At 50.2% G+C, this 25093-nt stretch carries 14 protein-coding genes; 2 read left to right on the forward strand and 12 right to left on the reverse strand.

Annotation, left to right across the window (positions count from 1 at the left end):
• Nucleotides 1-42 precede the first annotated feature (42 nt).
• The 8 genes from B5M13_RS05300 to B5M13_RS05335 form a co-directional block, all read right to left on the reverse strand.
• Nucleotides 43-270 carry a hypothetical protein gene (locus tag B5M13_RS05300; protein WP_080054691.1) on the reverse strand — a complete coding sequence of 76 codons (228 nt, stop codon included), beginning with the start codon at nt 268-270 and terminating at the stop codon, nt 43-45.
• Nucleotides 271-396: 126 nt separating this feature from the next.
• Nucleotides 397-2766, reverse strand: a complete 2370-nt coding sequence (locus tag B5M13_RS05305) for an ABC transporter permease (protein WP_080054693.1) — start codon at nt 2764-2766, stop codon at nt 397-399.
• A gap of 73 nt (nt 2767-2839) precedes the next feature.
• On the reverse strand, nt 2840-5239 hold the full coding sequence (locus B5M13_RS05310) for an ABC transporter permease (RefSeq protein ID WP_080054694.1): 2400 nt from the start codon (nt 5237-5239) through the stop codon (nt 2840-2842).
• A 47-nt stretch (nt 5240-5286) separates the two neighbouring features.
• Complete coding sequence (locus B5M13_RS05315) at nt 5287-7719, reverse strand: ABC transporter permease (protein ID WP_080054695.1); 2433 nt, start codon at nt 7717-7719, stop codon at nt 5287-5289.
• A gap of 99 nt (nt 7720-7818) precedes the next feature.
• A complete protein-coding gene (locus B5M13_RS05320; protein WP_080054696.1) occupies nt 7819-10260 on the reverse strand; it encodes an ABC transporter permease in 2442 nt (813 codons plus the stop codon).
• Nucleotides 10261-10263: 3 nt separating this feature from the next.
• Nucleotides 10264-12684, reverse strand: coding sequence for an ABC transporter permease (locus tag B5M13_RS05325; protein WP_080054697.1), 2421 nt, complete (start codon nt 12682-12684; stop codon nt 10264-10266).
• Between the two features lie 94 nt (nt 12685-12778).
• Nucleotides 12779-15217, reverse strand: a complete 2439-nt coding sequence (locus B5M13_RS05330; RefSeq protein WP_080054698.1) for an ABC transporter permease — start codon at nt 15215-15217, stop codon at nt 12779-12781.
• Nucleotides 15218-15313: 96 nt separating this feature from the next.
• Nucleotides 15314-17731, reverse strand: coding sequence for an ABC transporter permease (locus B5M13_RS05335; protein ID WP_080054699.1), 2418 nt, complete (start codon nt 17729-17731; stop codon nt 15314-15316).
• A gap of 34 nt (nt 17732-17765) precedes the next feature.
• Between B5M13_RS05335 and B5M13_RS05340 the strand changes: the two genes are divergently transcribed.
• Nucleotides 17766-18209 (forward strand): hypothetical protein, encoded by a 444-nt coding sequence (locus B5M13_RS05340; RefSeq protein WP_080054700.1) that lies wholly within the window; start codon nt 17766-17768, stop codon nt 18207-18209.
• Nucleotides 18210-18233: 24 nt separating this feature from the next.
• Here the strand turns inward: B5M13_RS05340 and B5M13_RS05345 are convergent, their stop codons facing one another.
• Nucleotides 18234-20594 carry an ABC transporter permease gene (locus B5M13_RS05345; protein WP_080054701.1) on the reverse strand — a complete coding sequence of 787 codons (2361 nt, stop codon included), beginning with the start codon at nt 20592-20594 and terminating at the stop codon, nt 18234-18236.
• Nucleotides 20595-20637: 43 nt separating this feature from the next.
• Here B5M13_RS05345 and B5M13_RS05350 point away from each other — a divergent pair, with 43 nt between their 5' ends.
• Nucleotides 20638-21084: a PDDEXK family nuclease gene (locus tag B5M13_RS05350; protein WP_080054702.1), complete on the forward strand. Its 447-nt coding sequence runs from the start codon at nt 20638-20640 to the stop codon at nt 21082-21084.
• Between the two features lie 90 nt (nt 21085-21174).
• On the opposite strand, the gene B5M13_RS05355 is transcribed toward B5M13_RS05350, so the two are convergent.
• The 3 genes from B5M13_RS05355 to B5M13_RS05365 form a co-directional block, all read right to left on the reverse strand.
• Nucleotides 21175-21852, reverse strand: coding sequence for an ABC transporter ATP-binding protein (locus B5M13_RS05355; protein ID WP_020594761.1), 678 nt, complete (start codon nt 21850-21852; stop codon nt 21175-21177).
• A 62-nt stretch (nt 21853-21914) separates the two neighbouring features.
• On the reverse strand, nt 21915-23162 hold the full coding sequence (locus B5M13_RS05360; RefSeq protein ID WP_080054703.1) for an efflux RND transporter periplasmic adaptor subunit: 1248 nt from the start codon (nt 23160-23162) through the stop codon (nt 21915-21917).
• A gap of 255 nt (nt 23163-23417) precedes the next feature.
• Nucleotides 23418-25085: an ArnT family glycosyltransferase gene (locus B5M13_RS05365; protein ID WP_245859786.1), complete on the reverse strand. Its 1668-nt coding sequence runs from the start codon at nt 25083-25085 to the stop codon at nt 23418-23420.
• Between the last annotated feature and the right edge of the window lie 8 nt (nt 25086-25093).

Here is a 25093-nt window from a genome sequence, read left to right on the forward strand (position 1 = left end):
AGAGGAATTACAGATGGCGAATTGGCCGGGAATGACAGACCATTAAATTTTTGTCGTGCCAGCCTGCCTGGTCGTATCTAAAGCCAGTGCTCCCTTTTTAGGCGTTAAACAGGATTGGGCTTTCTGCGTATCGGCTGTACTTGGGGGTTTAACCAGATAGCAAATAGCAATAATCAACAGCATACATAATCCTTTTAGGAACAGGCTAAGAAAGATTAGTTGTGCTTTCATCGTTCGGTTGTACGCAACAGGTAAGGCTGCGTAAGCCATACCTCCAAGATTATGCCATATAGGTAATCGTTTGATTTATAATAGTTTGTCTTGCTGAGCGTGTCCGCTATCGGACAGAATTTGTACGGGGGTGGACAAGGTGCTGGGTACCCACCACTTTGCTATTTATTCGGACCGTAATGATTTGACCGGATTCATCAAGGCGGCTTTGATGCTTTGGAAACTGACGGTGATCAGCGCAATAATTATTGCTGCCAAACCGGCCAGGGCAAACATCCACCATGCCAGGTCAATTTTATATGCGAACCCCTGTAGCCACTGCCGCATCACCCACCAGGATAACGGAGAAGCCAGGAAAATGGCAACCAGAACCAGTTTCAGGAAGTCTTTCGAAAGCAGCGTCACGATGCTGGTAACAGAGGCTCCTAATACCTTCCGAACGCCAATTTCTTTGGTCCGTTGTTCAGCCATAAAAGCAGCTAAACCAAATAGCCCCAAACAGGCGATGAAAATAGCCAGACACGCGAACAGGGTTGCTAACGTCCCAACAACGGTTTCGCTTTTGTAAATGTGTTGAAAATCAGCATCCACAAACGAATAGATGAACGGAAACTGAGGATTCATTTGCCGACAAAGGGCTTCGATACTGGACAGGGCCTGTTTGGTCTGGCCAGGCTTCGTTTTGATAAGAATGTTGTCGTAGTTCCAGGTTTCGGCCAGACGAATGATCAGTGGGCGAATAGGTACATGTAACGAATTGAAATGGAAGTCTTTCACGACACCGACAATTTTGCCGGGATGGTCTCCGAAGGTGAGCGGCTGACCAACCGGGTCTTTATACGAAAGTCGTTTCGCGGCCGATTCGTTGATGAGGTAATTCGTTGAATCCATACCGTAGCCGGGCGAAAAATCGCGTCCACCGATTAAGGTAAGGTTCATCGTTTTAACGAAGTCGTAGCCGACCCAGGTATTATTGAACTGGATGGCAGATCGGGGATCTTTGCCGACCCATTTTACGCCATCGGTCGTATTGCCATTGCGGAGGGGATTCGTCTGTATATGCGAAACAGACTGAATGCCCGGTAGCTGTAGGAGTTGCTGTTTAAATGCCTGGTATTTCTTCGCGATTTCGCCCTCTCCCGGAACATTAATCAGGTTTTCACGGTCGTAGCCGAGGTTTTTGGTCTGAATGTATCGGAGTTGTTGGTACACCACAACCGTTCCGACAATCATAAGGATGGATAAAACAAACTGAAAAACGACAAGGCCCCGCCGGAAAAACTGAGCGCCTGCGCCAAAGCGAAGGGTGCCTTTCAGGACGCGCACTGGATTCAGCGACGACAAAAATAGAGCCGGATAACTACCCGATAAAGCGCCCGTGAGTAGCAATAAACCCGCCAGAAAAGCCCAGAAGGTGGGCTGAGATAAAGGTAAAACCAATTGTTTATCCGTCAATTGGTTAAACGTAGGGAGCACCAGGCCAACCAGTATGATGGCCAGCGCCAGCGAGATGGTGGTCATCAGAAAGGCCTCGCCCAGGAACTGTTGAATAAGCACGAACCGTTCGGCGCCTACAGCTTTGCGAACTCCCACTTCCCGTGCTCGTTTTACGGATCGAGCCGTGGCCAGATTCATGAAGTTGATTCCGGCAATCAGAAGCAGAAACGCAGCGACTACGATGAAAAGCCGAACATACTCAATTCGCCCACCGTCGCGCTGACCATTCCTGAAATTTGAGTATAGATAGGCTTCCGTTTCGGGCTGGAGAAACAGCTCGATGTTGAAGGTTGGGCCAATATCTTTGTTGCGGCCTTTCAGAAACGATTTGAGTTTGGCGTTAACGTTGGCAGGATTTGACCCAGGCCGAAGTTGAAGTCGAGTGTCTGGGCCGCCATTTTCCCAGCCTTGTAGCCAGGGCTGGCCTTTCAGGTAGTTATCCCAGTTTCGCAGGTAGTCGTATTGATCTGTTGAGTTATGGGGTAGATTTTCAAATACGGCCGTTACCTGATAATCAATGGCGTTATTGAACCGAATCGACTTCCCTAAAGCAGCCTGGGGTGTCTTGAAAAACGTCTCGGCTACTTTCCTGGAAATAGCCAGTCCATTGGGTGCATTCAGAGCCGTACTTGCCGTACCGGCTAGCAGTGGAATACTGTACATCTTAAACCAATCGGCTCCGGCAGCGTGTCCATTGTACCGGCTCACTTTATCGTTAGCGCTTAGTACATCCTGATCTTCGCCCGAAAAACCAGCCGCATACAGTACTTCTGGAAATACTCTTTTCAGTTCAGGAGCCAGCAATCCGGGGGTATCTTCATCCGTAACAATCCGTCCGTCGGCGATCTCATTTTCCATGATCCGATACAGCGAATTGGCATGGGCATATTGTTTTCCTATGCTCCGTTCATCCTGAACCCATAATAAAATGAGCAGACTAGACGCCATGCCCAGGGCTAAGCCTAGCATGTTAATGATCGAAAAGGTCTTATTTCGAACCAGATTTCGCCAGGCGATTTTGAGATAGTTGAGAAGCATAGAGCAGGGGTAAGGAGCATGGAGCGTGGTGCGTGGAGCAGGGCGTATTTCAGCCCCTTCCCCACGCACCACGCTACTCAGAGCGAAGTGATTTAATCGGATTCATCAAGGCGGCTTTGAAACTTTGGAAACTGACCGTTAACAGGGCAATACCGACGGCCAAAAGACCCGCCAGCGCGAAAACCCACCACTGGATATTGACGCGGTAGGCAAAATCGGCCAGCCACTGATTCATGGCCCACCAGGCAATGGGACTGGCCAGCAGAATTGCGATCAGGACAGGTTTCAGAAAGTCTTTCGAGAGCAGCCCAACAATGCTGGACACCGAGGCACCCAACGCTTTCCGAACGCCAATCTCTTTGGTCCGTTGTTCGGCGGTGAAAGCTGCCAGCCCGAACAGACCCAGACAGGCAATCAGGATAGCCAGTGCCGAGAATACCAGCACCACCTGCGCTGTCCGCTGCTCCGAACGGTACAGCGTATTCAGGAACTCATCGAGGAAGGTGTATTCAAAAGCCGAATCGGGCATGTCTTTCTGGAAAACAGCTTCCAGTTGACGCATGGTTTGGCTCAATTGGGCCGTACGGGTTTTAACCAGCAGGTAAGGGCGCGATTCGGTATCGGCATTGTGGAAGGCGTAGGCACCAATGGGCGTATGAAGCGATTGGAAGTGGAAGTCATCGACGACTCCTATAATTTCGGCCTGGTCCCAGCCAAATAGATTGTGGGCTTTCTGGCCGATGGCTTTTTGGGGAGTAAGGCCCAGATAATTGACCGCCGTTTTGTTCAGAACAACCTGAACCGTTGTGTCTTTGGCGTCTTTGGTGGCCGGTAAGGTACGACCAGCCAGGAGTTTCAGACCCAGCACATTCATAAACTCGTTGCTGACCCGGTTGGTCTGAATGGCCATGCCTTCGTTGGAACTGCCCAAATTGCCTGATCGACTGATCGTACGTCCGCTACCGCCACGACCCGGAAACGTCTGGGCCCGGCACACATCGACCACGCTACTGAGACTTCGGTAATCGTTCATCAGGGCGTCGATCTGGCTTATATCCTTCGCTGCCGATGTCATAACCGCCACAACCTGCGTGGGCTCATAGCCCAGTTTTTGCGACTGAATAAACTGTAACTGCTGGTAGAAAATGAACGTACAAACCATCAGAATCACTGAAGCGGCAAACTGAATCACCACCAGCGACCGCCGGAACAGACCCGCCCCCGACTGATTTCGGAAGCTAGTACTGAGCAGGTATTTGGGCGAAAATGACGATAGATAAAAGGCCGGGTAGGACCCCGCAATGAGCGTAATCAGCAGACCAATCAGCAACAGGCCGACGACTACTTCGGGCGTTAGCAGGGCCATGAACGGTATTTGTTTGTCCTTCATCTGATTGAAAAGCGGCAAACCCAGGGTAACGAGGCCAATCGCCAGTATAAGGGCCAGCGTAACCATCAGGCCCGTTTCCAGATAGAAGCGGGTGATGAGATCCCGTGCCGATGCCCCAACGGTTTTGATCACTCCAACCTCCCGGAAACGAATCTGCGCTTTGGCTGTTGCCAGGTTCATATAATTGATCGACGCAATTAACAGGACGACAATGGCGAGGATGAGCAGAATCTTTACCTGACGCAGATCGCCGATACGGGTGGTGTTGGCGTTGGTAATATCGGCCGAGTACAGGTGAACATCCGTAAGCGGCTGGAGCCAGATGTTGAACCATTGTTCAGCCTTCGGAATGTTTTTGTTAATGATACCTGCCATCTGCCGTTCGACTTGAGCTTGCTCTGCCTGTGGACGGAGCAGAACGTAGGTTTCAAAACTGGCATTGTCCCAGGTTGGATTTCGGGCCCAGCGAACGCTGCTGAACGAGCCAATCATGTCTGCATCGAGGGTCGAGGTGCCGGGGAAATTTTTGTAAACCCCCGTTACTTCCAGCGTGTCTTTATTATCGATGTACAGGATTTTTCCAACCGGGTTAGCAGTGCCGAAATACCGTTCGGCGGTTGCCTGACTCAGCACAACCTTGTGGGGGCCATCCAGAGCTGTTTTAGGATTGCCTTTCGCCAACTCAACGTCGAAGATGTCGAACAGGCTACCATCGGCCCAGTAAAAATTGGTCTCCGCAAATTTCTTATTGCCAGATTTAACAAAAGCGGTTTGCCCGAAATTATGACGAAGAAAACGTACCTGTTGCTCTACCGTGGGAATATCGGCTTTGAGGGCTGGGCCAACAGCGTTAGGCGAATTAGCCCAGTTCATGCTTTTGCCATCGAAGGTGGCCGTTAAACCGACCCGGTAAATCCGGTCCGCTTTAGTATGGTACTTGTCGAACAGGAGTTCGTCTTTCACATGCAGCATCAGCAACAGGGCAACGGCCAGTCCGGTTGCTAGCCCAAGTAAGTTGAGGAAGGTGAACAGGCGGTTTTTTAGCAGCCCCCGCCAGGCGATTTTGAGGTAGTTCTGGAGCATAAGAAAGAGGGTTTTATGTAGAGACGCGAGGTATCGCGTCTCTACATTTATTCGGATCGTAATGATTTCACTGGATTGGCTAATGCGGCTTTGATACTCTGGAAGCTAACAGTAAGTAACGCAATTAATAGCACTAAGGCAAACGGTAGCGCAAAGAGCCACCACTGAATCGCTGCCCGGAAAGCAAATCCCTGAAGCCATTGACTAATAGCATACCAGGCTAGCGGAGTAGCCACTACAAAAGCGATCAGAATCAACACCGCAAATTCACGGTATAGCATCTGCACAATTTCAGCGACCGATGCGCCCAGCACCTTCCGAATGCCAATCTCTTTGGTACGTTGCGCCGTCGTGAACGAAGCGAGGCCGAAGAGCCCCAGGCAGGCGACCAGAATAGCCAGTCCCGTGAATAAGCCAAACACCTGCCCAAATCGCTGGTCGGCGCGGTATTGTTCGTTGAACCGTTCGTCCAGAAACGAATACTCGAACGGATTGCCGGGGAAAAAGTGATTCCACTCCGTCCGAATGGTTGCGATGGTGCTGTTGAGTTCGCTGGATGCCAGCTTGATAGAGAAATACCCGCGCACATCGGGAATCAGGCGCAGGATGAGCGGTTCGTAGGCATCGCGCAAGGACTGCTGATGAAAATTGTCCGTAACCCCGACCAGCGTAAAGGTTTCGCCCCAAAACTCAATCTGCTTGCCAATGGCATCCTCCGGTCGGTTGAAACCCAATTGCTGAACAGCCTTTTTGTTGAAAATGAGGGCTTTGGGGTCGCTGCCGAACTCTTTAGCGAAGTTGCGCCCGGCCAGCAGTTTCAGATCGAAGGTTTTCAGGAAATCGTAATCGACGCCAATGATTCGGTATTGCTGACTTTTACTTTCGTCGGTCCCCTTGAGTCGGATACCCCCCGCATTCCAGTCCGAAGCCTGACCCGGCACCACTGTCGAAGCCGCAATGGACCGGATGCCGGGTCGACGGAGAAGCTCATCTTTAAAGGCCAGCATCTGCCGCATAAAGGTGGAGTCGGTTTTGACAATGGGCGGATTGATCACCAGCGTCTGGTCGATGTTCAGGCCCAGGCTTTGCGCCCGCATGTATTGGATCTGATGGAAGACCGCCAGCGTGCCGACCAGCAAAAACAGGGAAGCCGCAAACTGAAACACGACCAGCGATTTGCGCAAGACAATACCTTGTGATGAGGTGCTGACTTTCCCTTTCAGCACCGACACGGGTTTAAACCCTGACAGTACAAACGCCGGATATAAGCCCGACAGAAAGGCACCGATGACAAATAGCCCAAGCAAGGGCAACCAGAAGGTAGGACTTACGAGCAGCGAAAACGACATCTGCTGACCCGACAGTTGGTTGAACATCGGTATCGATACGGCAACAATCACCAACGCCAGTCCAACGGCCAGCCCATTGAGTACAACCGATTCGGTCATGAACTGCCGGATAAGCTGCCCCCGTAACGACCCTACCGCTTTCCGAACGCCTACTTCTTTGGCCCGGTTAATGGCGCGTGCGGTGGCCAGATTGATGTAGTTGACCCAGGCAATCACGACAATGAAGAAGGCAATACCCAGCAGGAGATACACCGTGTTGCCGTCGCCATTGGGTTCGGCCTCCTCCATATAGTGCGAATACAAATGGATGTCGTGCAGGGGCTGGAGTTTGTATACGGCATCGGCGTCGTATTTCTTCAGTTCAGCGCCAATGGTTTTCTGGATATAGGGCTCGAACTTGGCTTCAAGAGCCTTGGGGTTGGCCGGTTCGCCGTTGCGATCAGGGCGGAGTAGCAGATAAGATAGGGCACCGTCCCACATCCAGGCCTGGTCGGGGTTGTTGTCCTTACCCATATCTTTGATAAAGGTTACGTGCGGAATCAGCAGATCGGCGTGGAGATGCGTATTCGCGGGCATATCCTGATACACGCCCGTGACCTTAACCGCCCGCTCCTGATTGATTCGGATGGTTTTGCCCATCGGATTTTCGTTGCCGAACAACCGATGCGCGACCGATTCTGAGAGGGCAACTGTGTTGGGTTCGGCCAGAATCGTATTGACATCGCCAGCAATAAGCGGATAGGAAAAAATCTTGAAGAATGATTCGCTGGCAATAAAGACCCGCTCAACTTTCAGGCTTTTCTCGCCATAGTCCGCAATGAGCGCTCGTTGTTTGAGCACTTTGACATAGTCTTCAACCTCGCCAAAAGCCGCTTTGAACGAATTGCCAGCCGCCTGTGCGCCACCAGCCCATTGGGTACTGAGCTTCCCCTTATCGTACCGATCCTGAAGAACACGGTAGATCCGGTCGCCTTTGGTATGAAAATTATCGTAGCTCAGCTCAAACGTGACGTATTGCAAAATGAGCACACAGGCCGCAATGCCAATGGAAAGCCCCAGGATATTGATAGCCGAGAAGGCTTTGTTGCGGACCAGATTCCGCCAGGCGATTTTGAAATAATTTTGTAGCATAGGGAAATTCGTGTAGAGACGCGATCCTTCGCGTCTCATGAGCGTCAGCAATAAACCATCCGGCAATGAGACGCGATACCTCGCGTCTCTACCAGTACGTTATTCACTCCGCAAAGACGTAATCGGATTCGTTAACGCTGCTTTGATCGACTGAAAACTTACGGTCAGTACGGCAATACCTACTGCCAGCAACCCAGCCACGGCAAACATCCACCACTCCATGTCGATTTTATAGGCAAAATCCTGAAGCCAGCGATTCATCATGTACCAGGCAATGGGCGTGGCAATGACAATGGCAATCAGTACAAGCTTCAGGAAATCTTTCGAGAGTAGGGCAACTAGCCCCGGTGTCGATGCGCCTAATACCTTCCGAATGCCAATTTCTTTGGTTCGTAGTCGAATCACATACATCGCCAGACCGAGTAATCCCATGCAGGCGATGAAAATGGCGAGTAAGGCAAACAGCCCAAAAATCCGCTGGGCTACCTGCTCCGACTTATAGAGGTCACTCCAGTCGGTGGTCAGATAGGAGTAATGGAAAGGCTGGTCGGGGAGGTAACGTTTCCAGACCTGCTCGACCTGACTCACCACCGTGCTCGGATTATCGGCCCGAACCCGGATGGCTACCTGATTGTCGGTCCGGCGGAAGATTCGGTCGTTCAGAATAAACAGCGGACTGATGCGTTGATGCAACGAACCAAAGTGAAAATTGCGGACTATACCAACCACCGTGTAGGTAACGGGAGGTCCATCCTGCTGGGTGAAGTTGTCGGGGCTGGTAATTTGCTTACCGACAGGGTCGGACATACCTAGTTGCCGGGCTGCCTCTTCGTTGAGAATAACCGAAAGCGAGTCGTCGAACTGACGGCTGAACGGGCGACCAGCCAGCATCGTCATCTGCATGGTCTGAAGGTATTGTTCATCCACCGCACAGCCTTTGCCGGTTACGGTTTCGTTGTCGCCGTTTTTACGGAAGGTTATGCCGAAGAAGCCTTCTTCGCCCGGTGCGCTGCTGGTGCCGCCTACACTCGCTATACCCGACAGCTTGGCAATTTCCTGCTTAAACGCTTCGGTATTGTTGCCCAGAAAAAAGGCGCTTTTTACCGTAACGACGGATTCTTTAGTAAAGCCCAGCTCTTTCTGCTGAATAAAATTCAACTGGCTAAATACCACAATAGTGCTGACGATCAGGAGTACCGAAATCGCAAACTGAAATACAACTAATCCGTTGCGGAGCCAATGCCCCTGTTTGGTTGATGAGAACCGACCTTTCAGCACTTTGATTGGCTCAAACGCCGATAGTACCCCAGCCGGATAACTGCCAGCCAATAAGCCTACGGCTACAGCACCTCCGATTAATAACGGTAATGTTTCCCAGCGAACCAGCGAGCTTACTGTAAGCGACTTGCTTGCTAAGGTATTGAATGGGGTAAGTAGTGCCGAAACCAGTATACCGGCAACGAGCAAACTGGCAAGGCTGAGCAACACCGACTCAGTCAGAAATTGAGCGGCCAGTTGTTGATTTGTTGAACCCAGCGATTTCCGAATCCCGACTTCCCGCGCCCGCTCCGACGACCGGGCTGTAGCCAGATTCATGAAGTTGATACAGGCTATCAATAGCACAAAAGCCGCAATGATTGAGAAAATTGATACCAGCGACCGACTCCCATTGGGCTGGTATTCAGCTTCCAGATGGGAGTCGAGGTGAATAGCGGGCAACGGTTGCAGGAAATAAAAATACCCGTTTCCGGCCTTCACATAGTCGGGGTATGAAACACCAAAAGTGCGTTCTACTTCACCAGCCGCATATTTTTCGACTACGGCGGGAAGTTTAGCTTCGACGGCCTCCGGTCGGGTATTGGGCCGAAGAAGAAGGTACGTATGAGCGGCAAAACTGATATGATTGGGCTGTTCGGCCAGCGGAAACCCGCGCGTAGAGGATAAGAAATTAAACGTAAAGTGCGCATTATGCGTAGGGTCAGGACAAATGCCCGTCACTTCCAGCCTGGGCCCCTGTATCACTTCGAACATTTTTCCAATTGGGTTTGCCGTGCCAAACAACCGCCGGGCGGTGCTTTCGGTCAGTACAACCGTATTCGGACGACTCAGAGCCTTATCGACCTGACCTCGTAGTAATGGAATTTGAAAGACCTGAAAAAAGGTAGAGTCGACCGCCAGAAACCCCTTTTCTTCCAGCGTCCGGCCGTCCAGTTTGATGAGCGTAGGCTGCTGGTTGTTGCCGAAGGTGAACACCCGCGTCGTTTGCTCGATTTCCGGAATCTCCTTCTTCACCGACTGGGCGTAGGAAGGCGGAATAATCGCATACCTGGTACTTCGTCCCGGATAGATTCGTTCCAGTGCCATGCGGTAGATTCGGTCACCATTGGACCAGTGGCGGTCGTAACTTAATTCGTCCGTCACGTACAGAACAATCAGCAGACAGCAGGCCATGCCAATTGCTAAACCGGCCATGTTGATGGCTGTGTTTACTTTGTGCTTCGCCAGGTTGCGAAGGGCGATTTTAAGGTAGTTACGCAACATGGGCTATTCAGAACGAAGTGATTTAACCGGATTCATCAAGGCCGCTTTGATACTTTGGAAACTGACTGTTAATAGCGCAATACCGACGGCCAGAAGACCCGTTAAGGCAAACATCCACCATTCGATGGTGATCTTATAGGCAAAATCGTCCAGCCACTGGTTCATGGCGTACCAGGCAATGGGCGAGGCAACCACTAAGGCAATGAGAACGAGTTTCAGGAAATCTTTCGAGAGTAAGGTGACAACGTTGCTCGTCGATGCACCCAGTACTTTTCGGATGCCTATTTCTTTGGTGCGCCGTTCGATGGTAAACGTAGCCAGCCCCCATAAACCCAGGCAGCAGATAACCAGGGCTAAACACGCAAAGACCCGCAGCAGGGTAAACTGCCGTGATTCCTCTTCATACAGCTTTTGCAGGCTTTGATCCAGAAATTCGGCTTCATAGAGTGAGTTCGGAAAATACTGCTTATAAACCCGTTCAATGGCGGCCATTGTTGCTGGGAGATTGGTCGGTTGCAATTTCAGGCCAGCCGTAAAATAGTAATCGGGGAAGTTGAGCATAATGACCGGCTGAATCGTTTCTCGCAGCGAACTGGCGTGAAAGTCGCGGGTAACGCCCACAATTTCGGCTGTTATATCGTTCAGGCCGATCTTTACCCGATGCCCCAGCAGTTTCTCTGGTTTTGCATACCCAAGCGATCTGGCCAGTGCTTCATTTGCCACAAAAACATACCGCCGTTTCTCAAAAGGAACCGTTTTCGAGAAACCCAACGTATCGGCATCGGTAAAGAATCGGCCAGCAGCCAGTTTCATCCCATAGGTTTGAAGGTAATTGGCATCCACCACTTTCACGTTGACATTGATGCGCTGGGTTGGATTGGCGGGGTCGGGATGCATCCCCGTTGTAAAGTTGTTGCGCGAAGTGGGCGCACCAATGGCAAACGAAACCTGCTGAACACCTGGAATCTCGCGGAGCGAATGCTGGAATGCTGCGGTACTTTTATCAACATCGGGTAGCGAAACTGTCACGACGGCATCCCGATTGAACCCCAGGTCTTTTTCCCGGAACAGTTTCATTTGCTGATAAATAACCAGTACACCCACCGCCAGAATAATCGAAACCGAAAACTGGAAGACAACCAACCCCTGGCGAATCCAGCTCTGACTACCCCGCCCCACATCGGCGCGTGATTTCAGCACTTTTACCGGCTTTAATCGGGCCATAAAAAAAGCAGGATAGGTGCCAGCCGATAGAGTAGTCAGCAATGCCAGTGTTAGCACGAAACCGGCAATCATGATTCCGTTGAACGCAATCTGCTTCTGCAAATAGCTGTTGAGTGATGGCAAAACAAGGTACGCTAAGAATATGGCCAGTCCAGCTGAAACCATCGACAGCCAGAATGCTTCGCCCAGAAGTTGCCCCACCAGTTGATTGAACGTAGCGCCAATCGCTTTCCGAACCCCTACTTCTTTAGCCCGCGTTGTGGCCCTTGCTGTAGCCATATTGACAAAATTGACGCAGGCAATCAGCAGCACAAACAGGCCGATAATGCCAAAAACCCACAGGTAAGTAGGTGCTATGGGCGGTACATAGACCGTACCTTCAAAGTCGGGATTCAGGTGGATATCTTCGAGTGGTTGTAAAGCCAGATGCCGTTGGCTACCCGTCTTGTTTTCGTCCGCAAAATACTTCTTCGATACCGTTGCCAGTCGACTTGCGTACTGTTCAGGTTGCCGGCCTTCGGGCAGTAGTGCGTATACACTTCCCGCCGACCGTAAGCCCCATTGCGTAATATCCCAGGACATATATGATTTCAGGGTCTTGTACGACACAATCATGCTCGCATTCAGGTGCGTTTGGGCGGGCATATCGGCCATAATACCGGCTACCCGCAGCATGGTTGTTTGCCCCAGCTTAAATGTTTTGCCAATGGCAGACGTTGTGCCAAAGAAATTGCGGGCAGTACTTTCCGTCAGGATCACCTGATTGGGTTGATCCAGAATCGCTTTTGAATTTCCGACGCGCATGGTCAGGGCAAACAGATCGAACACCTGCGGCTCGGCAAACAACACCCGCTCTTCCGACAGAATTTTGTCGGGCGATAGCACTACGGAGGTGTTCTCTTCGGCGTGGATGCTGGCTACCACAGGCCAGTCTGAGAAATCGGCGCGCATAGCAGCACCAAGTGGATAGGGGACAATTCCCGACTTCTCGGTTTCATTCCCGGTTTGAGTGATTTCGTTAATGCGGTAAATCCGCTCGCCTAATGGGTGAAATCGGTCGAATCTCCATTCATAGTGAACGAACAGACCAATCAGCAGACAGGTCGTCAGGCCAAGCGTGAGCCCGATTAAGTTGATGCCTGTAGTAGTCGGATATTTCGTCAGATTCCGCCAGGCGATTTTTAGGTAGTTTGTGAGCATCGGGTAGAGGGGGTATGTAGAGACGCGATACCTCGCGTCTCCTGACCAGATGATTTATGGCTGACGTATATGCGCCAGGTATGGCGTCGCTACATTATTCCGTTTTAAGCGATTTCACTGGGTTTATTAAAGCGGCTTTTATACTTTGAAAACTGATCGTGGCGAAGGCAATAAGAATCGCCAGGAAACCTGCTAATGCAAAAATCCACCAGTCGACCGAAGTTCGGTAAGCAAAATCAGCTAACCATTGGTTGGCTGCATACCAGGCAAGCGGGCTGGCAATCACAAAAGCAATAATTACCAGTTTCAGGAAGTCTTTCGAAAGCAGGGTAACGATGCTGGCGACCGATGCCCCCAGTACTTTCCGAACCCCAATCTCTTTCGTCCGCTGTTCGGCCATAAACGTCGTAAGACCAAATAGCCCCAAACAGGCAATCAGGATCGCCAGCGCTGCGGCTGTGCTAAAAATCTGCCCATATTGCTGCTCGGTTTTATACTGTTTGTCGTACTGCTCTTCTACAAAGTAGTAGTCAAACGGATTGCCGGGGAATAGCTGCTTATAAAGCTTTTCCAGGTTACCAATTTTAGCCTGAATCTGATCGGTCGACAGACGGAGGGTATAGTTACTGCTAGGATAGCCGGGAAAAATAATCAGCGGCTGAATCGCTTTCTGTAGCGATTCGTGGTGGTAATCGTTCAGAACCCCAACAATTTCGAACTCCTCTCCAAATTTTACTTTTTGTCCTACAGCCGCCTTCGCCGAGGCAAAGCCCAGCGATTTTACGGCTTTCTCGTTGATCAGAATCCGAAGGGCTTTCATCCCTTTGTCGCACATGTCGGGGGTAAAATTCTGACCAGCTGCCAGTTTGATGGCATAGGTTGGCAGGAACCGATCATCAGCATAAGTAATGGCATAGCTCTTTTTTTCGTCGCCGGGTGCTGGGTTCTGGCGGGTAATGCCATCCGCGTTGAAGTTGTAAAAGCCACCCGGCACACTGCCCGAATTGCAATAGGTTTCGACATATGGTAAACGCCCGAGTTCATTGCGAAACGCCGTCCGTCCGGCACGTCGGGCATCGTCGTCACCGACTTCAGCACCTTTGATAACCAGTAGCTGCTTCATGTTCATCCCCAGATCCTGAGTCTGCATGAAGGATAGCTGTCGGTACAGTACGACCGTAGCCACCATCAGCAGAACAGAAATAGCGAATTGAAACACGACCAACCCTTGCCGAACCGACGTGGTAAAGTTTATCGAGCCCCGTCCAACGCTGGCTTTGTTGCTTTTTAAGGCGGTAATGATCGAAAAGCCCGACAGTACAAAAGCCGCATAGCTGCCAGATACCAACGCCCCGATCAGGATGGCGCCCAGACCAACTGCCCATAACTGATTTCCCTGAAAAACGGCCAGCGACAAGTCTTTACCGATCAGGTTGTTGAATGGTCGTTGTAACAGACCGATCAGGCAGGCTGCAACAAACAACGCCAGCAGATTCAGCAGCAGAGACTCGCTGAGAAACTGGCTGATAATTTGTCCCCGATTGGCTCCCACCACTTTTCGAACGCCTACTTCTTTCGACCGTTTCATCGCGCCTGCTGTCGATAGGTTGATGTAATTCAACCAGGCAATCGTCAGAATCAATAAGGCAATCCCGCCTAGCAGGTAAATGAAGCCTAGTTTAGCCTCTGTTGGCCGGTTATCGCTAAGCCCATCGCCCAGGTGCACATACCGAAGTGGCTGTAGTGCGAAAAAGCCCTTCGAATTCGGACGGGCTTTCCGAATAAGTTGCTCAGCGCTTTTTTCGAACGATGCCACGTTTGTCTGAGGCTTTAGCTGGACCACTGTTTGTGAAAACGAGCCCTGCCAGGCATCCAGTCTCGCCCAGTCGTTCCCATTGCGGCCAGCGGGCGTTTCCAGCGTCGAGAGTGAGTAAACCATGTCGAACTGTAAGTCGGAGTTGGCTGGTACATCCGCAAAAACAGCCGTGACGGTATACAATGTTTTGCCAAACTGGTTGTTGAGGGTGAAGGTCTTGCCAACAGCATTGGTATTTCCAAAATAGGTACGGGCTTTGGTGGCCGAAATGGCTACAGTATTGGGTTGACTGAGAGACGATGAACCCGCTACGATCGGAAATGAAAACATCCGAAAAAAATCGCCATCAGCCGTCAGAACGTTTTCTTCCTTGAAGGACTTAAAGGTATTGGCTTTGTCGGATAGGGTGACAATTCCTTTGTGCACTTCCGCAAGTCGGCAAACGGAGGTTACCTCGGCAAAGTTCTGTTTTAAGGCTGGGGCAACTGCCGAAGGGGCGTAGGATTCAAGCGTACCAGACGGGCCATCCTGAAGCAGGACGCGATACAGATTAGGAAGATTCGAGTGAAACTGGTTATAGCTTTTCTCGAAGCTAAGGTATTCCAGAATCAGCACGAACGCCGTGATGCCCATAGCGAGGCCCGCGACATTAATACCTGTGAAGATCTTGGCTTTCCACAGATTACGCAGGGCGATTTTTACGTATTTAAGAAGCATGGTTTTAGAGATTTTTGTAGAGACGCGATCCCTCGCGTCTCATATCCGGATGGTTATTGCTGACGCCCATGAGACGCGAGGGATCGCGTCTCTACATTATTCCGTTTTTAATGATTTAACTGGATTCATCAAGGCCGCTTTTATACTTTGGAAACTAACGGTAACGAAGGCAATCAACATAGCGAGCGTACCCGCCAGCGCAAATACCCACCATTCGATGTCGATTTTATAGGCAAAGTCGGCCAGCCATTTATCCATAACCCACCAGGAAATAGGGCTGGCAATCAAGATGGCGGCAATGACCAGTTTCAGAAAATCTTTCGAAAGCAGCGTGACGATGCTAGCGACCGATGCCCCTAGCACTTTCCGAACGCCAATTTCTTTCGTTCGCTGCTGGATGGTCAGCAACGCAATGGCGAACAGGCCCATGCAGGAGAGGAGAATCGCAATACCAGCAGCCGAGGAGAAAATGTTGGACAGTCGTTGCTCACGTCGATACCAGCGTTCGGTATTTTCGTCCAGAAATGAGCCGATGAATTCCTGTTTGGGAGCAATCGTTTTCCAGGTGGCTTTGATGGTTTCCATCGCCCCCATCAGATTTTGTGGATTTACCCGAATCAGGATGTAGTTAATGGGCCATTTTGACTGCATTTGCAACGTTATGGGCCGGGCTTCCTGGTGTAATGAATACAGGTTAAAATCGGATACAACCCCGACAATCTGATATTCCTTATTATCAGGCTTGATAAACTTTCCTATCGGATTTTTCTCGCACAGGGCTTTGGCCATGCTTTGGGTAATGAGCACGGATGAACTTGAATCGGTGCTAAAGCTGGCATTGAAGTCGCGGCCTTGCAGGAGTTTGATACCCATCGTTTTGAGGTAATCGGTATCGATACGTAACCAGTCGCAGGCAATATCCCGTTGCCCATAGAGGAAGCCAAAAACCATGCGCGATGAGCCGCCATCCAGGCCCGCTCCGATATTTACTGATGAGCCCGAAATGGCTACGATATTTGGCTGATTGGCTAGCCGGGTTCGCATCGTTTTAAGCACATCAGTTCCATCTAATTCGGTGCCTACGGGAACGCTAATGACTTGCTCTTTGTCGAGACCCATCGGCTTTTGTTGCAGGTAACTTATCTGCTGACGGATGATCAACGTGCAGACAATGAGCAGACAAGCGATGGTAAACTGGGTTATAATCAGAGAATTGCGCAGTAGCCCCGGACGACTTACTTTCAACGTTCCTTTGAGTACCTCTACCGCGTTGAAACGTGTGACAAACCAGGACGGGTAGCCCCCTGCAATCAGGGTAATCAGTAGAAAGCTCAAGCCTGTGACCGCTAAAATGGACGGGGTCAGGAAATCGGCTATGGCCAAGTGACTTCGGAACAATCGATTGAAGGTGGGCAATAGACTGTACGCCATACCTAAGCCGATGAACAGAGCAATGGCGCATACCAATACCGTTTCGCCCCAGATCTGCCCGAACAATTGCCCCCGTTGGGCACCCAGCGATTTACGGACGCCAACCTCCCTTGCCCGCGAAACCGATTGGGCAATGGTCAGGTTGATAAAGTTGATGCAGGCAATGGCCAGAATAAACAGACCGACCAGTAACAGTGTAAACACATAGGTCCGGCTGATGCCCATACCGTGGGTCGTTTCGGTATCGAAATGAACATTGAGTAATGGCTGAAATAATAGACTACGTTGGAAGCCTAGTTCGTTTTTGGGCCAACCCTGTTTTTGCCGTTCCTGAATATCGGAAGCAAAGTATTTGTCCATAAACGCTTGTGTACGTCGTTGAAGCGTTTGTGGATCGGTGCCCGGTTTCAGTTTGATATATACATCGTGGTTTCCGTGATCCCAGCGGCTTTTAAATTCCTGATAATCGCCTGCGTTTTCACTACGAATCAGCGCATCGTATTCGAAGGTCGAATTTTTGGGCGCATCGCTTAGCACACCTGTCACGGTGAAGGCCTGCCAGGCATTGTTGAGTCGCAACTGGAGGGGTTTGCCGATAGGATCTTCAGCTCCGAAAATTTCGTCGGCCATTTTTTCGCTGATGACAACGTCGCTCAGGCTGTTCATGGCCGTTTTGGCATTGCCCTTCCGAAGCGGAAACGAGAACATCTGTAGAAAATCGGCATCGGCCATCCGCACATCCTTGTTGTATGTCTGCTCATTCCGCCGGACGCTGGCACTACGGTCGAACCAGCGCGTCACGCCTTCGATTTCGGGGAATTCAGCTTTGAGAGAGGGCGAAATGGGGTAAGGCATGGTAGACCCTTTATCGGGCGAACCATCCCGATTCGACGACAGAAAATAAAGCCGGAATATCCGGTCGGCATCGGTATGGAATCGGTCATACGATAGTTCAAAGGCCGCCGTGAGAAACAACAGCACGCCCGTACCGAATGCTACCGACAGGCCTACGATGTTGATGAGTGTATGCGTCCGGTTTTTCCAGAGGGTGCGGAAAGCAACTTTTAGGTAATTGCGGAACATGATTTTTTAGTAAATTTGGTAAAAACCGTTACATATGTATTTCCCTACTTCAAATCCACTTGTTCTTGCCAACGAAGGTCAGGGCGTATGGGCACCCGCCGATCATCAGCGTATTATCTCCAAGTTGACCATTGGTTTGGGTGTTCTATACCATCATAAAAAAGCAATCCAATTGGAACCCCTGCCAGAGACGATGCTTGATGATGCGAAAGCTAGTCCGGTGCCGGATTTATCACTGGTTGATAATACGACGGATGAAACGCCAATCATTATTGAAGTTTGCAAAACGAATGGGCAAAAGGGTGATATTGCTAAAGTTATCCAACTTATCGATGACGACCTGTATGGCATTCGGGAAGGATTTATTTATAATTACAAAACGCAGCAGTGGTACCGCTACCGCTTTGGCGATGGGGGCCTCATTGCTGAATCATCCTTCTCTGAAATCCTCCAACTAGATCTCAATACGTTTATCTGAACCGCTACGGCGGCCCGGCCGGATTTACTCACTGCGCAAACTCGTTACCGGGTTCATTGTGGCTGCCTTTATACTCTGATAGCTCACCGTCAGAAAAGCGATCACGATAGCCAGGAAGCCAGCGGCTCCGAATAACCACCAGGATAGTTTCGTCTGATAGGCAAATGTATCCAGCCACGTACTCAACGCCCACCAGGCCAGCGGTGAAGCCAGTACCAGCGCGATAACGACTAGTTTCAGGAAGTCTTTCGAGAGCAGCCCTACGATGTTCGACACACTGGCTCCCAATACTTTTCGAACGCCAATTTCTTTCGTTCGCTGCTCAGCCGTGAAAGCCGCCAGCGCAAACAGACCCAGGCATGAAATCAGAATCGCCAGTACGCCAAAGTAATTGATCAGCTTATTAACGACCTGTTCGGACCGATAGAGACTCTCATATTCCTCGTCCAGAAAATGGTAATTGAACGGGTAATTCGGGTTAAATTCTTTCGATAAATGTTCCAGATCGGCAATGGCCTGCTGGGTTTGGCCCGGCCGCGTTTTCACCAGTAAGTAGCTGGTGTTACGAGTATCGAAACACAGAATCAGGGGCGTAATTGCCTGATGCAGCGAGTTAATATGAAAATCTTTCATTAACCCGATTACCTGCCCTTTGCCCGGCCAGAAGCTAACCTCTTTCCCTACCGGATTTTTAACCCCCATTAGTTTGGCAGCTGCTTCGTTGACAAGATAGCTTGTGGAGTCGGCAAGGCTTCCGTTTCGGAAATCACGACCATCCAGTAACTTGATGTTGAGTGTTTTGATGAAGTCACTGCCTACAAACATGCAGGAAATATTGGTTTCCAGCTTAGGATCTTTACCCGGCCAGGTCAGGTCGCCCGATGTGCTTTGGATATTGATGGGTAACGACATGGTGGTGGTAGCCGATGCGACAGCCGGCTTGCGCATAACTTCCTGCCGAAATGCTTCTATTTTTTTAGGCTGAGCGATTTCACCCTCCAAGGGTATATAAACTACATGTTCGCGATCCAGTCCCAGGTTTTTGGTACGCAGATAATTCATTTGTTTGCCGACTGTCAGCATACCGACAATCAGGAAGATCGAAAGCGAGAATTGAAACACAACGAGCGCACGTCGGAAAAAGGCCGGACCTGAACCAAATTGTAAACGTCCTTTCAGGATCTTGATTGGCTGTAACGACGACAGGAAAAGCGCCGGATAACTTCCCGACAAAAAACCGGTGATCAGTAGCAGTCCGGCGATGATCAGCCAAAGCGCAGGCTCTGCCGCGTTGAGGGTCAACTGTTTGCCGAAGACCTCGTTGAAGGTGGGTAACGCACACCAGACCAAGCCAATCGCCAGCAAAGCTGCCAGTAAACTGGTTAGGATCGACTCGCTTAAAAACTGGCCAATGAGAGACGAGCGCATGGCGCCTACCACTTTCCGAACTCCTACTTCTTTGGCCCGTGTTGCCGAGCGGGCTGTGGCCAGATTCATGAAATTGATGCAGGCGATCAGCAGAATAAACAGTGCCACCACAGAGAACACGGCGACGTATCCAATCCGGCCACCAACACTCTTGCCATTTTTATAGTCGCCATACAGGTGCAGGTCTGTGATGGGCTGTAGGGTAGGGCGGGCTGTTTCGAAGTTTTTCCCGGCAAAGCGCGGATAAATGTTAGACAGAGCTGCTTGTGCCTGTGCGGCAGTCGTATGAGGCTTGAGCCGGACGTATGTATAGAAGGAATTATTACCCCATTTTTTCATCCAGTCCTGCTCCTGCACTTTCCAGTTTACCAGCCAGTCGAATTGCAGGGTGGAATTGGCCGGTAGATTGTCAATTACTGCCCCGACTACATAAAATTTATCGTTGTCTAACTGCAACGTTTTGCCGACGGCCTGGCCATTCGGGAAAAATTTCTCGGCGATCTTTCGGGTAATGACAATCTGGTTGGTCTGGTGTAGGGCCGCTTTCGGATTGCCATTAAGCGCAGGTAAATCGAAGACGCCGAAGAAGTCTTCGGTTGCATAGTGCCCTTTTTCCTTCGCTGTTTTTTCGCCGACTTTAATGAGCAGTTCCGGCCCGTAATTTAGTTTGGTAACCGCAGCTATTTCCGGTATATCGTTGGCAATGGCTTCCTGCAAAGGGCCGGGCGTAACCGTGTTGGTTACCGTGTCGCCTTCCTGCGTCGGGAAATTAACGCGCACAAAATGGATGGCCTCGGCATTGGGCAGGAAACGGTCGTAACTCAGTTCATCGCGGACCCACAGACCAATCAGCAAGCTACAGGCCATGCCCAGGGCCAGCCCAAACACATTGATGAGTGAGTAAAATTTGTGTTTGAGCAAGCTCCGAACCGCGATTTTAATGTAGTTGCGAAACATGTATGTTTTGGTTAGATTTGGTATACAAATCGTATTACTTCGAATGAATTACTCACTGCCAGCTTCAATAAAAGCGCTCGTCATGGAAGACGAAATGGGTGTTAATGCACCTATTATCCATCAAAGCGTTATAGCCCGGTTGACTGCCGGACTTTACCCATTTTACCAGTCTGGGCAGATTCCATTTGAGCCGTTGCCCGAAACCATGTTAACGGATGGATATGCAACCCCTGTCCCTGACCTGATTCTTTACGACCATCAGGCCGAGCAGGCACGAGTTATTGTTGAAGTTTGTCAGAATAGTGGCCATAAACATGATACCAACAAAGTCATTAAGCTCATTGAGGAAAATGAGTATGGTATTCGGGAAGGCTTCGTATATAATTACAAAACCCAGCAGTGGCTTCGCTATCGAAAAGGTGATGGTGGAGTAGCCACCGAATCTTCCTTTTCAGAAGTACTCAACGTAGACCTGGGCGTATTTGTCTGAACGTATGCTGAACTACTTCGGTGGCCCGGCAGGTTTGATCGGATTGGTGGAGTAACCAATCCGATCAAACCTGCCGGGCCACCGAAGCGATTATACGTGGAAATTCTCCGTTACCACTTTGCCATCGAAGAGATTGACAATGCGATGGGCAAAACCAGCGTCGTAGGGTGAGTGGGTTACCATGATAATGGTAGTCCCTTCCTCATTCAGTTCACCCAGAAGCTTCATTACCTCTTCGCCATTTTTCGAGTCGAGGTTACCCGTCGGTTCATCGGCCAGGATCAGCTTGGGTTTTGCCACAACAGCGCGGGCAATAGCCGTCCGTTGCTGCTGACCACCAGAGAGTTGCTGTGGAAAGTGGTTGCGTCGGTGCATGATGCTCATCCGCTCCAGCGCTTCTTCCACCCGCTTTTTGCGTTCGTCGGCCGGGGTTTTCAGGTACAAGAGGGGGAGTTCGACGTTTTCATAAACGGTTAGCTCATCGATCAGGTTAAAGCTCTGGAACACAAAGCCAATCGAACCCTTCCGAAGCTGGGCCCGTTGACGCTCGGTCATTTTGGCGACCTCCGTGCCGTAGAAATTATACTCGCCTTCGCTTGGGTTGTCCAATAAGCCAAGTATGTTGAGCAGGGTTGACTTGCCGCAACCGGAGGGTCCCATGATGGCTACGAATTCGCCATCTTTAACTTCCATGTTAATCCCGTTCAGGGCGGTGGTTTCTACTTCTTCGGTAGCGAAGAGCTTTTGCAGGTTAATTGTTTGGATCATAGTTTTTTGTTTTTGACAGGACTGTAGGAGTCGTTGAGAATCCTGTTAATCCTGTCAACAAATTAAAATTCCAGGACTTCGTTATCACCAAAATTCTCGTAACTCGATGTAATGACTTGCTCGCCCGGCTCCAGACCACTCAACACTTCGTAGTATTCCGGGTTTTTACGACCCAGCGTGATCGAACGTTTAACAGCCCGCTTGCCCGACTTATCCACTACGTAGACCCAGTTGCCACCTGTGTCGGAGAAGAAGCCTCCAACGGGCAGTAGTGTAGCTTTGGCAGCTTTACCCAACTCCAACTGAATAGGCGACGATTGCCCCCGTTTGATGCCTTCCGGCGTACCTTTCGGGAAAACCATATCGACTTCGAACCGACCATTTTTTACTTCTGGATATACCCGGCTGATTTCCAGTTCGTGGTTTTTTCCATTGAACTCAAACGAACCTTTCAGACCCGAAAATACCCGGCTGATGTAGTGTTCATCAATACCCACCCGCATTTTAAACCCATTCAGGTCGTCGATCTGGCCGATGTTCTGGCCCCGGTTGATATTTGAACCGACTTCGACATCGATACTCGATAACTGACCCGAAACCGGCGCTTTTACTACGAGATTATCCAGTGTCTGTTGCCAAAGAGCGACGTTTTTCTGCGTACGTTGCAAGGTGCCCTCTAATTGTTTGATCTGGAATTTTGCATTTTCCTCCTGGTACTTCTGCGTTTCGATTTCAATCGTGCGTTGACTCATCAGCCGATCATACGCCCGTTTGGCTTTCAGGTAATCTTCTTCCGAAACGACTTTATCTTTGAAGAGCTTTTCCTGCCGTTCATAGGTATCCTTCGCCTGAGCGATTTGGGCATCTACATCAGCCAATGTTTTGCGGAGGGTGAACCGTTCGATCTGTATCCGCTGACGGGTATTCTGCAGATCGTTGACGAGTCGGTTAGCCTCCGTTTCCGATTGTAAGAAGCTCAGTTTCAGGCTTTGGTTTTCCAGTTTTAGCAGTACTTCCCCTTTCTGAACCATGTTGCCGCCCTCAACCAGTTTCTGCGTTACGTATCCGCCTTCGATGGCATCGAGCCGGATTGTTTTCAGCGGTTGAACGACGCCCGTAACGGCAATGAAATCCTCAAATGGGCCGGTGGTGACGTCCGATACGGTTATTTTATCTTTTTCAACATTCAATTTCGACCGACGGTCGGCAAAGAAAAACGTGTAGGCAAGCAAGCCTACCAGAAGGGCACCGCCACCAAAAATAGCGATGCGTTGTGTTGTCCAAAATCGTTTAGGTAAGACGCGATCCATTGTTACTTAATTGTCAATGAGTGAATTAGTTAATGAGCGATTCAATTCGCAGGCCTCATTGACTACTCTATCCTGTGCCAATAGTCATGCCAGATGAAATGAGGTGTTGATAATCAATAGTTTAACTTTTGTAGAACATAGCCGCTTGTCCGCTTTCGGACGGGTTTTGTCCGATTTTGGGGAGCCGTTAATTGGTTGAGTTATGCCATAATCAATGTCGATCAGCCAGGTGCTTGATACGACCCCGTCAGGCAGTTACTTTACCTCTGCCAGTATATAAGGCGACAGCGTCTGCGAACGTGTAGCTGGATTCAGGAAACCGTATGTAAGCTGGCTAACGTGAAAATACGGAAATACAGCCAGTGTACGAAGTGTGAACCCGCGTTTACCAAGTGAGTCGGCATCTTCGGCTGTTAGAAACACCTGTTTTTTGCCAGAAAGAAGCTGTTTTCGTAAGGCTGAGTCGGTTCGGGCGTAGTAAGTTGGCGCTGTAGCATAGAACTCGTACGACCAGAAACTTCCCCCGCCTACACCTGTGCCGGGTTCATAGAGTATAGTTGATTGGTTGGCCTGGGCAGGCTGTTCATTAGCGTAGCGAGCGGCTGTCATACCCGCCTGATACTGTAAAAATGTTGGGTACAGGAACAGATTCAGCGTTACAGCCAAGACCATCATCGCACCGATCATCCGCCCCAGAAGGCTATCAAGCGATATATGTCGAAAAAAGTAGAACGTCGCCAGGGTAATAACAATAATCCATACGATGGCACTCACCATATGGGCAGGTTGAACAAGCAGTAACAGACCAATCGCCAGCAGGGTAATAAGTAGACCAATGACCGTTTGCCCAATCGTCCACCGACGTAACGCAATGGGTGTCAGCCTGGCCAGATATTGAGCCGTCAGGATAGCGTAAAATGGGAACACAATGTTCAGGTAATGGGGGAGCTGAAAACCCGATAGCGAAAACAGGGCAAACGTGGCCAGCCCGGAACCCAGCGAAACATATTCGGGCAACGCGTCTTTTCGTTTGATAAGCCGCGTTATGGCCTGTCCAACGCTCACATAGAGTGGCAGCGACCAGGGCAAAAACGCCCAAAGCAGCGTGTGTACGAAGAAGAATTTATCGCCTTCGCCTTTGATTGGCCCCGTGTTGAAGAAGCGCCCAAACTGACTGTCCCAAAAGAAGAATTTAACCCCCGATACTCCCGTTTTCCCGAAAACCACTTTTTCAGGATGCAGGTCAAATTGTTGGTATAGGCAATAGATTTCGGGTAAGGTAAAAACGAACGACAAAACAACCGCCAGATACCAGCGCCAGTTGAGCAGTTCGCGCCAGTGCCCTGTCAGGAGCCAGTGAAGGATGAGCCCTGCGCCAATTGGAATCAGAACGAAAACCCCTTTGGTCATTAGCGCGCAGCCTGTTAGCAGCGAACCCAATACCAGATGATAAAAACGACCTTTCAAAAATACCCGGTAGAAATGGTAAACTGCCCCGATGATCAGAGGCATCAGATAAGGCTCGGCCCGGACATCACTATTGGACAGCACGCCATGAAAAGCTGTCAGCAAAACTAGAGTGGCTAGCTGAGCTACCGCTTTTGAATAAGTGAGTCGGGCAAAGCGATACGTATAAGCAACGCTACCCAGAAAAGCCAGCAGAGCCGGGAATTTGTAGCCAAACGTAGTTACTCCAAAAATTCGATAACTCAAAGCGGCAATCCAGAACGGGAAATGTGGTTTATCGAGCCAGTCGGTGCCTACAGCGTAGAGGTTCACAAAATCGCCGGTTTGGGCCATCTGTTTGGCAATACAGGCATACAGTGCTCCGTCGAGTTCCATAATGGGCGGGAAGAGCCCGGTGGCATTCAGGAAGATACCGACGGCTACGAGGGCATAAAAGAGCCGGTCATTTATGGGCATTAGATGGT

Source organism: Spirosoma aerolatum (assembly GCF_002056795.1).
GTDB lineage: Bacteria > Bacteroidota > Bacteroidia > Cytophagales > Spirosomataceae > Spirosoma > Spirosoma aerolatum.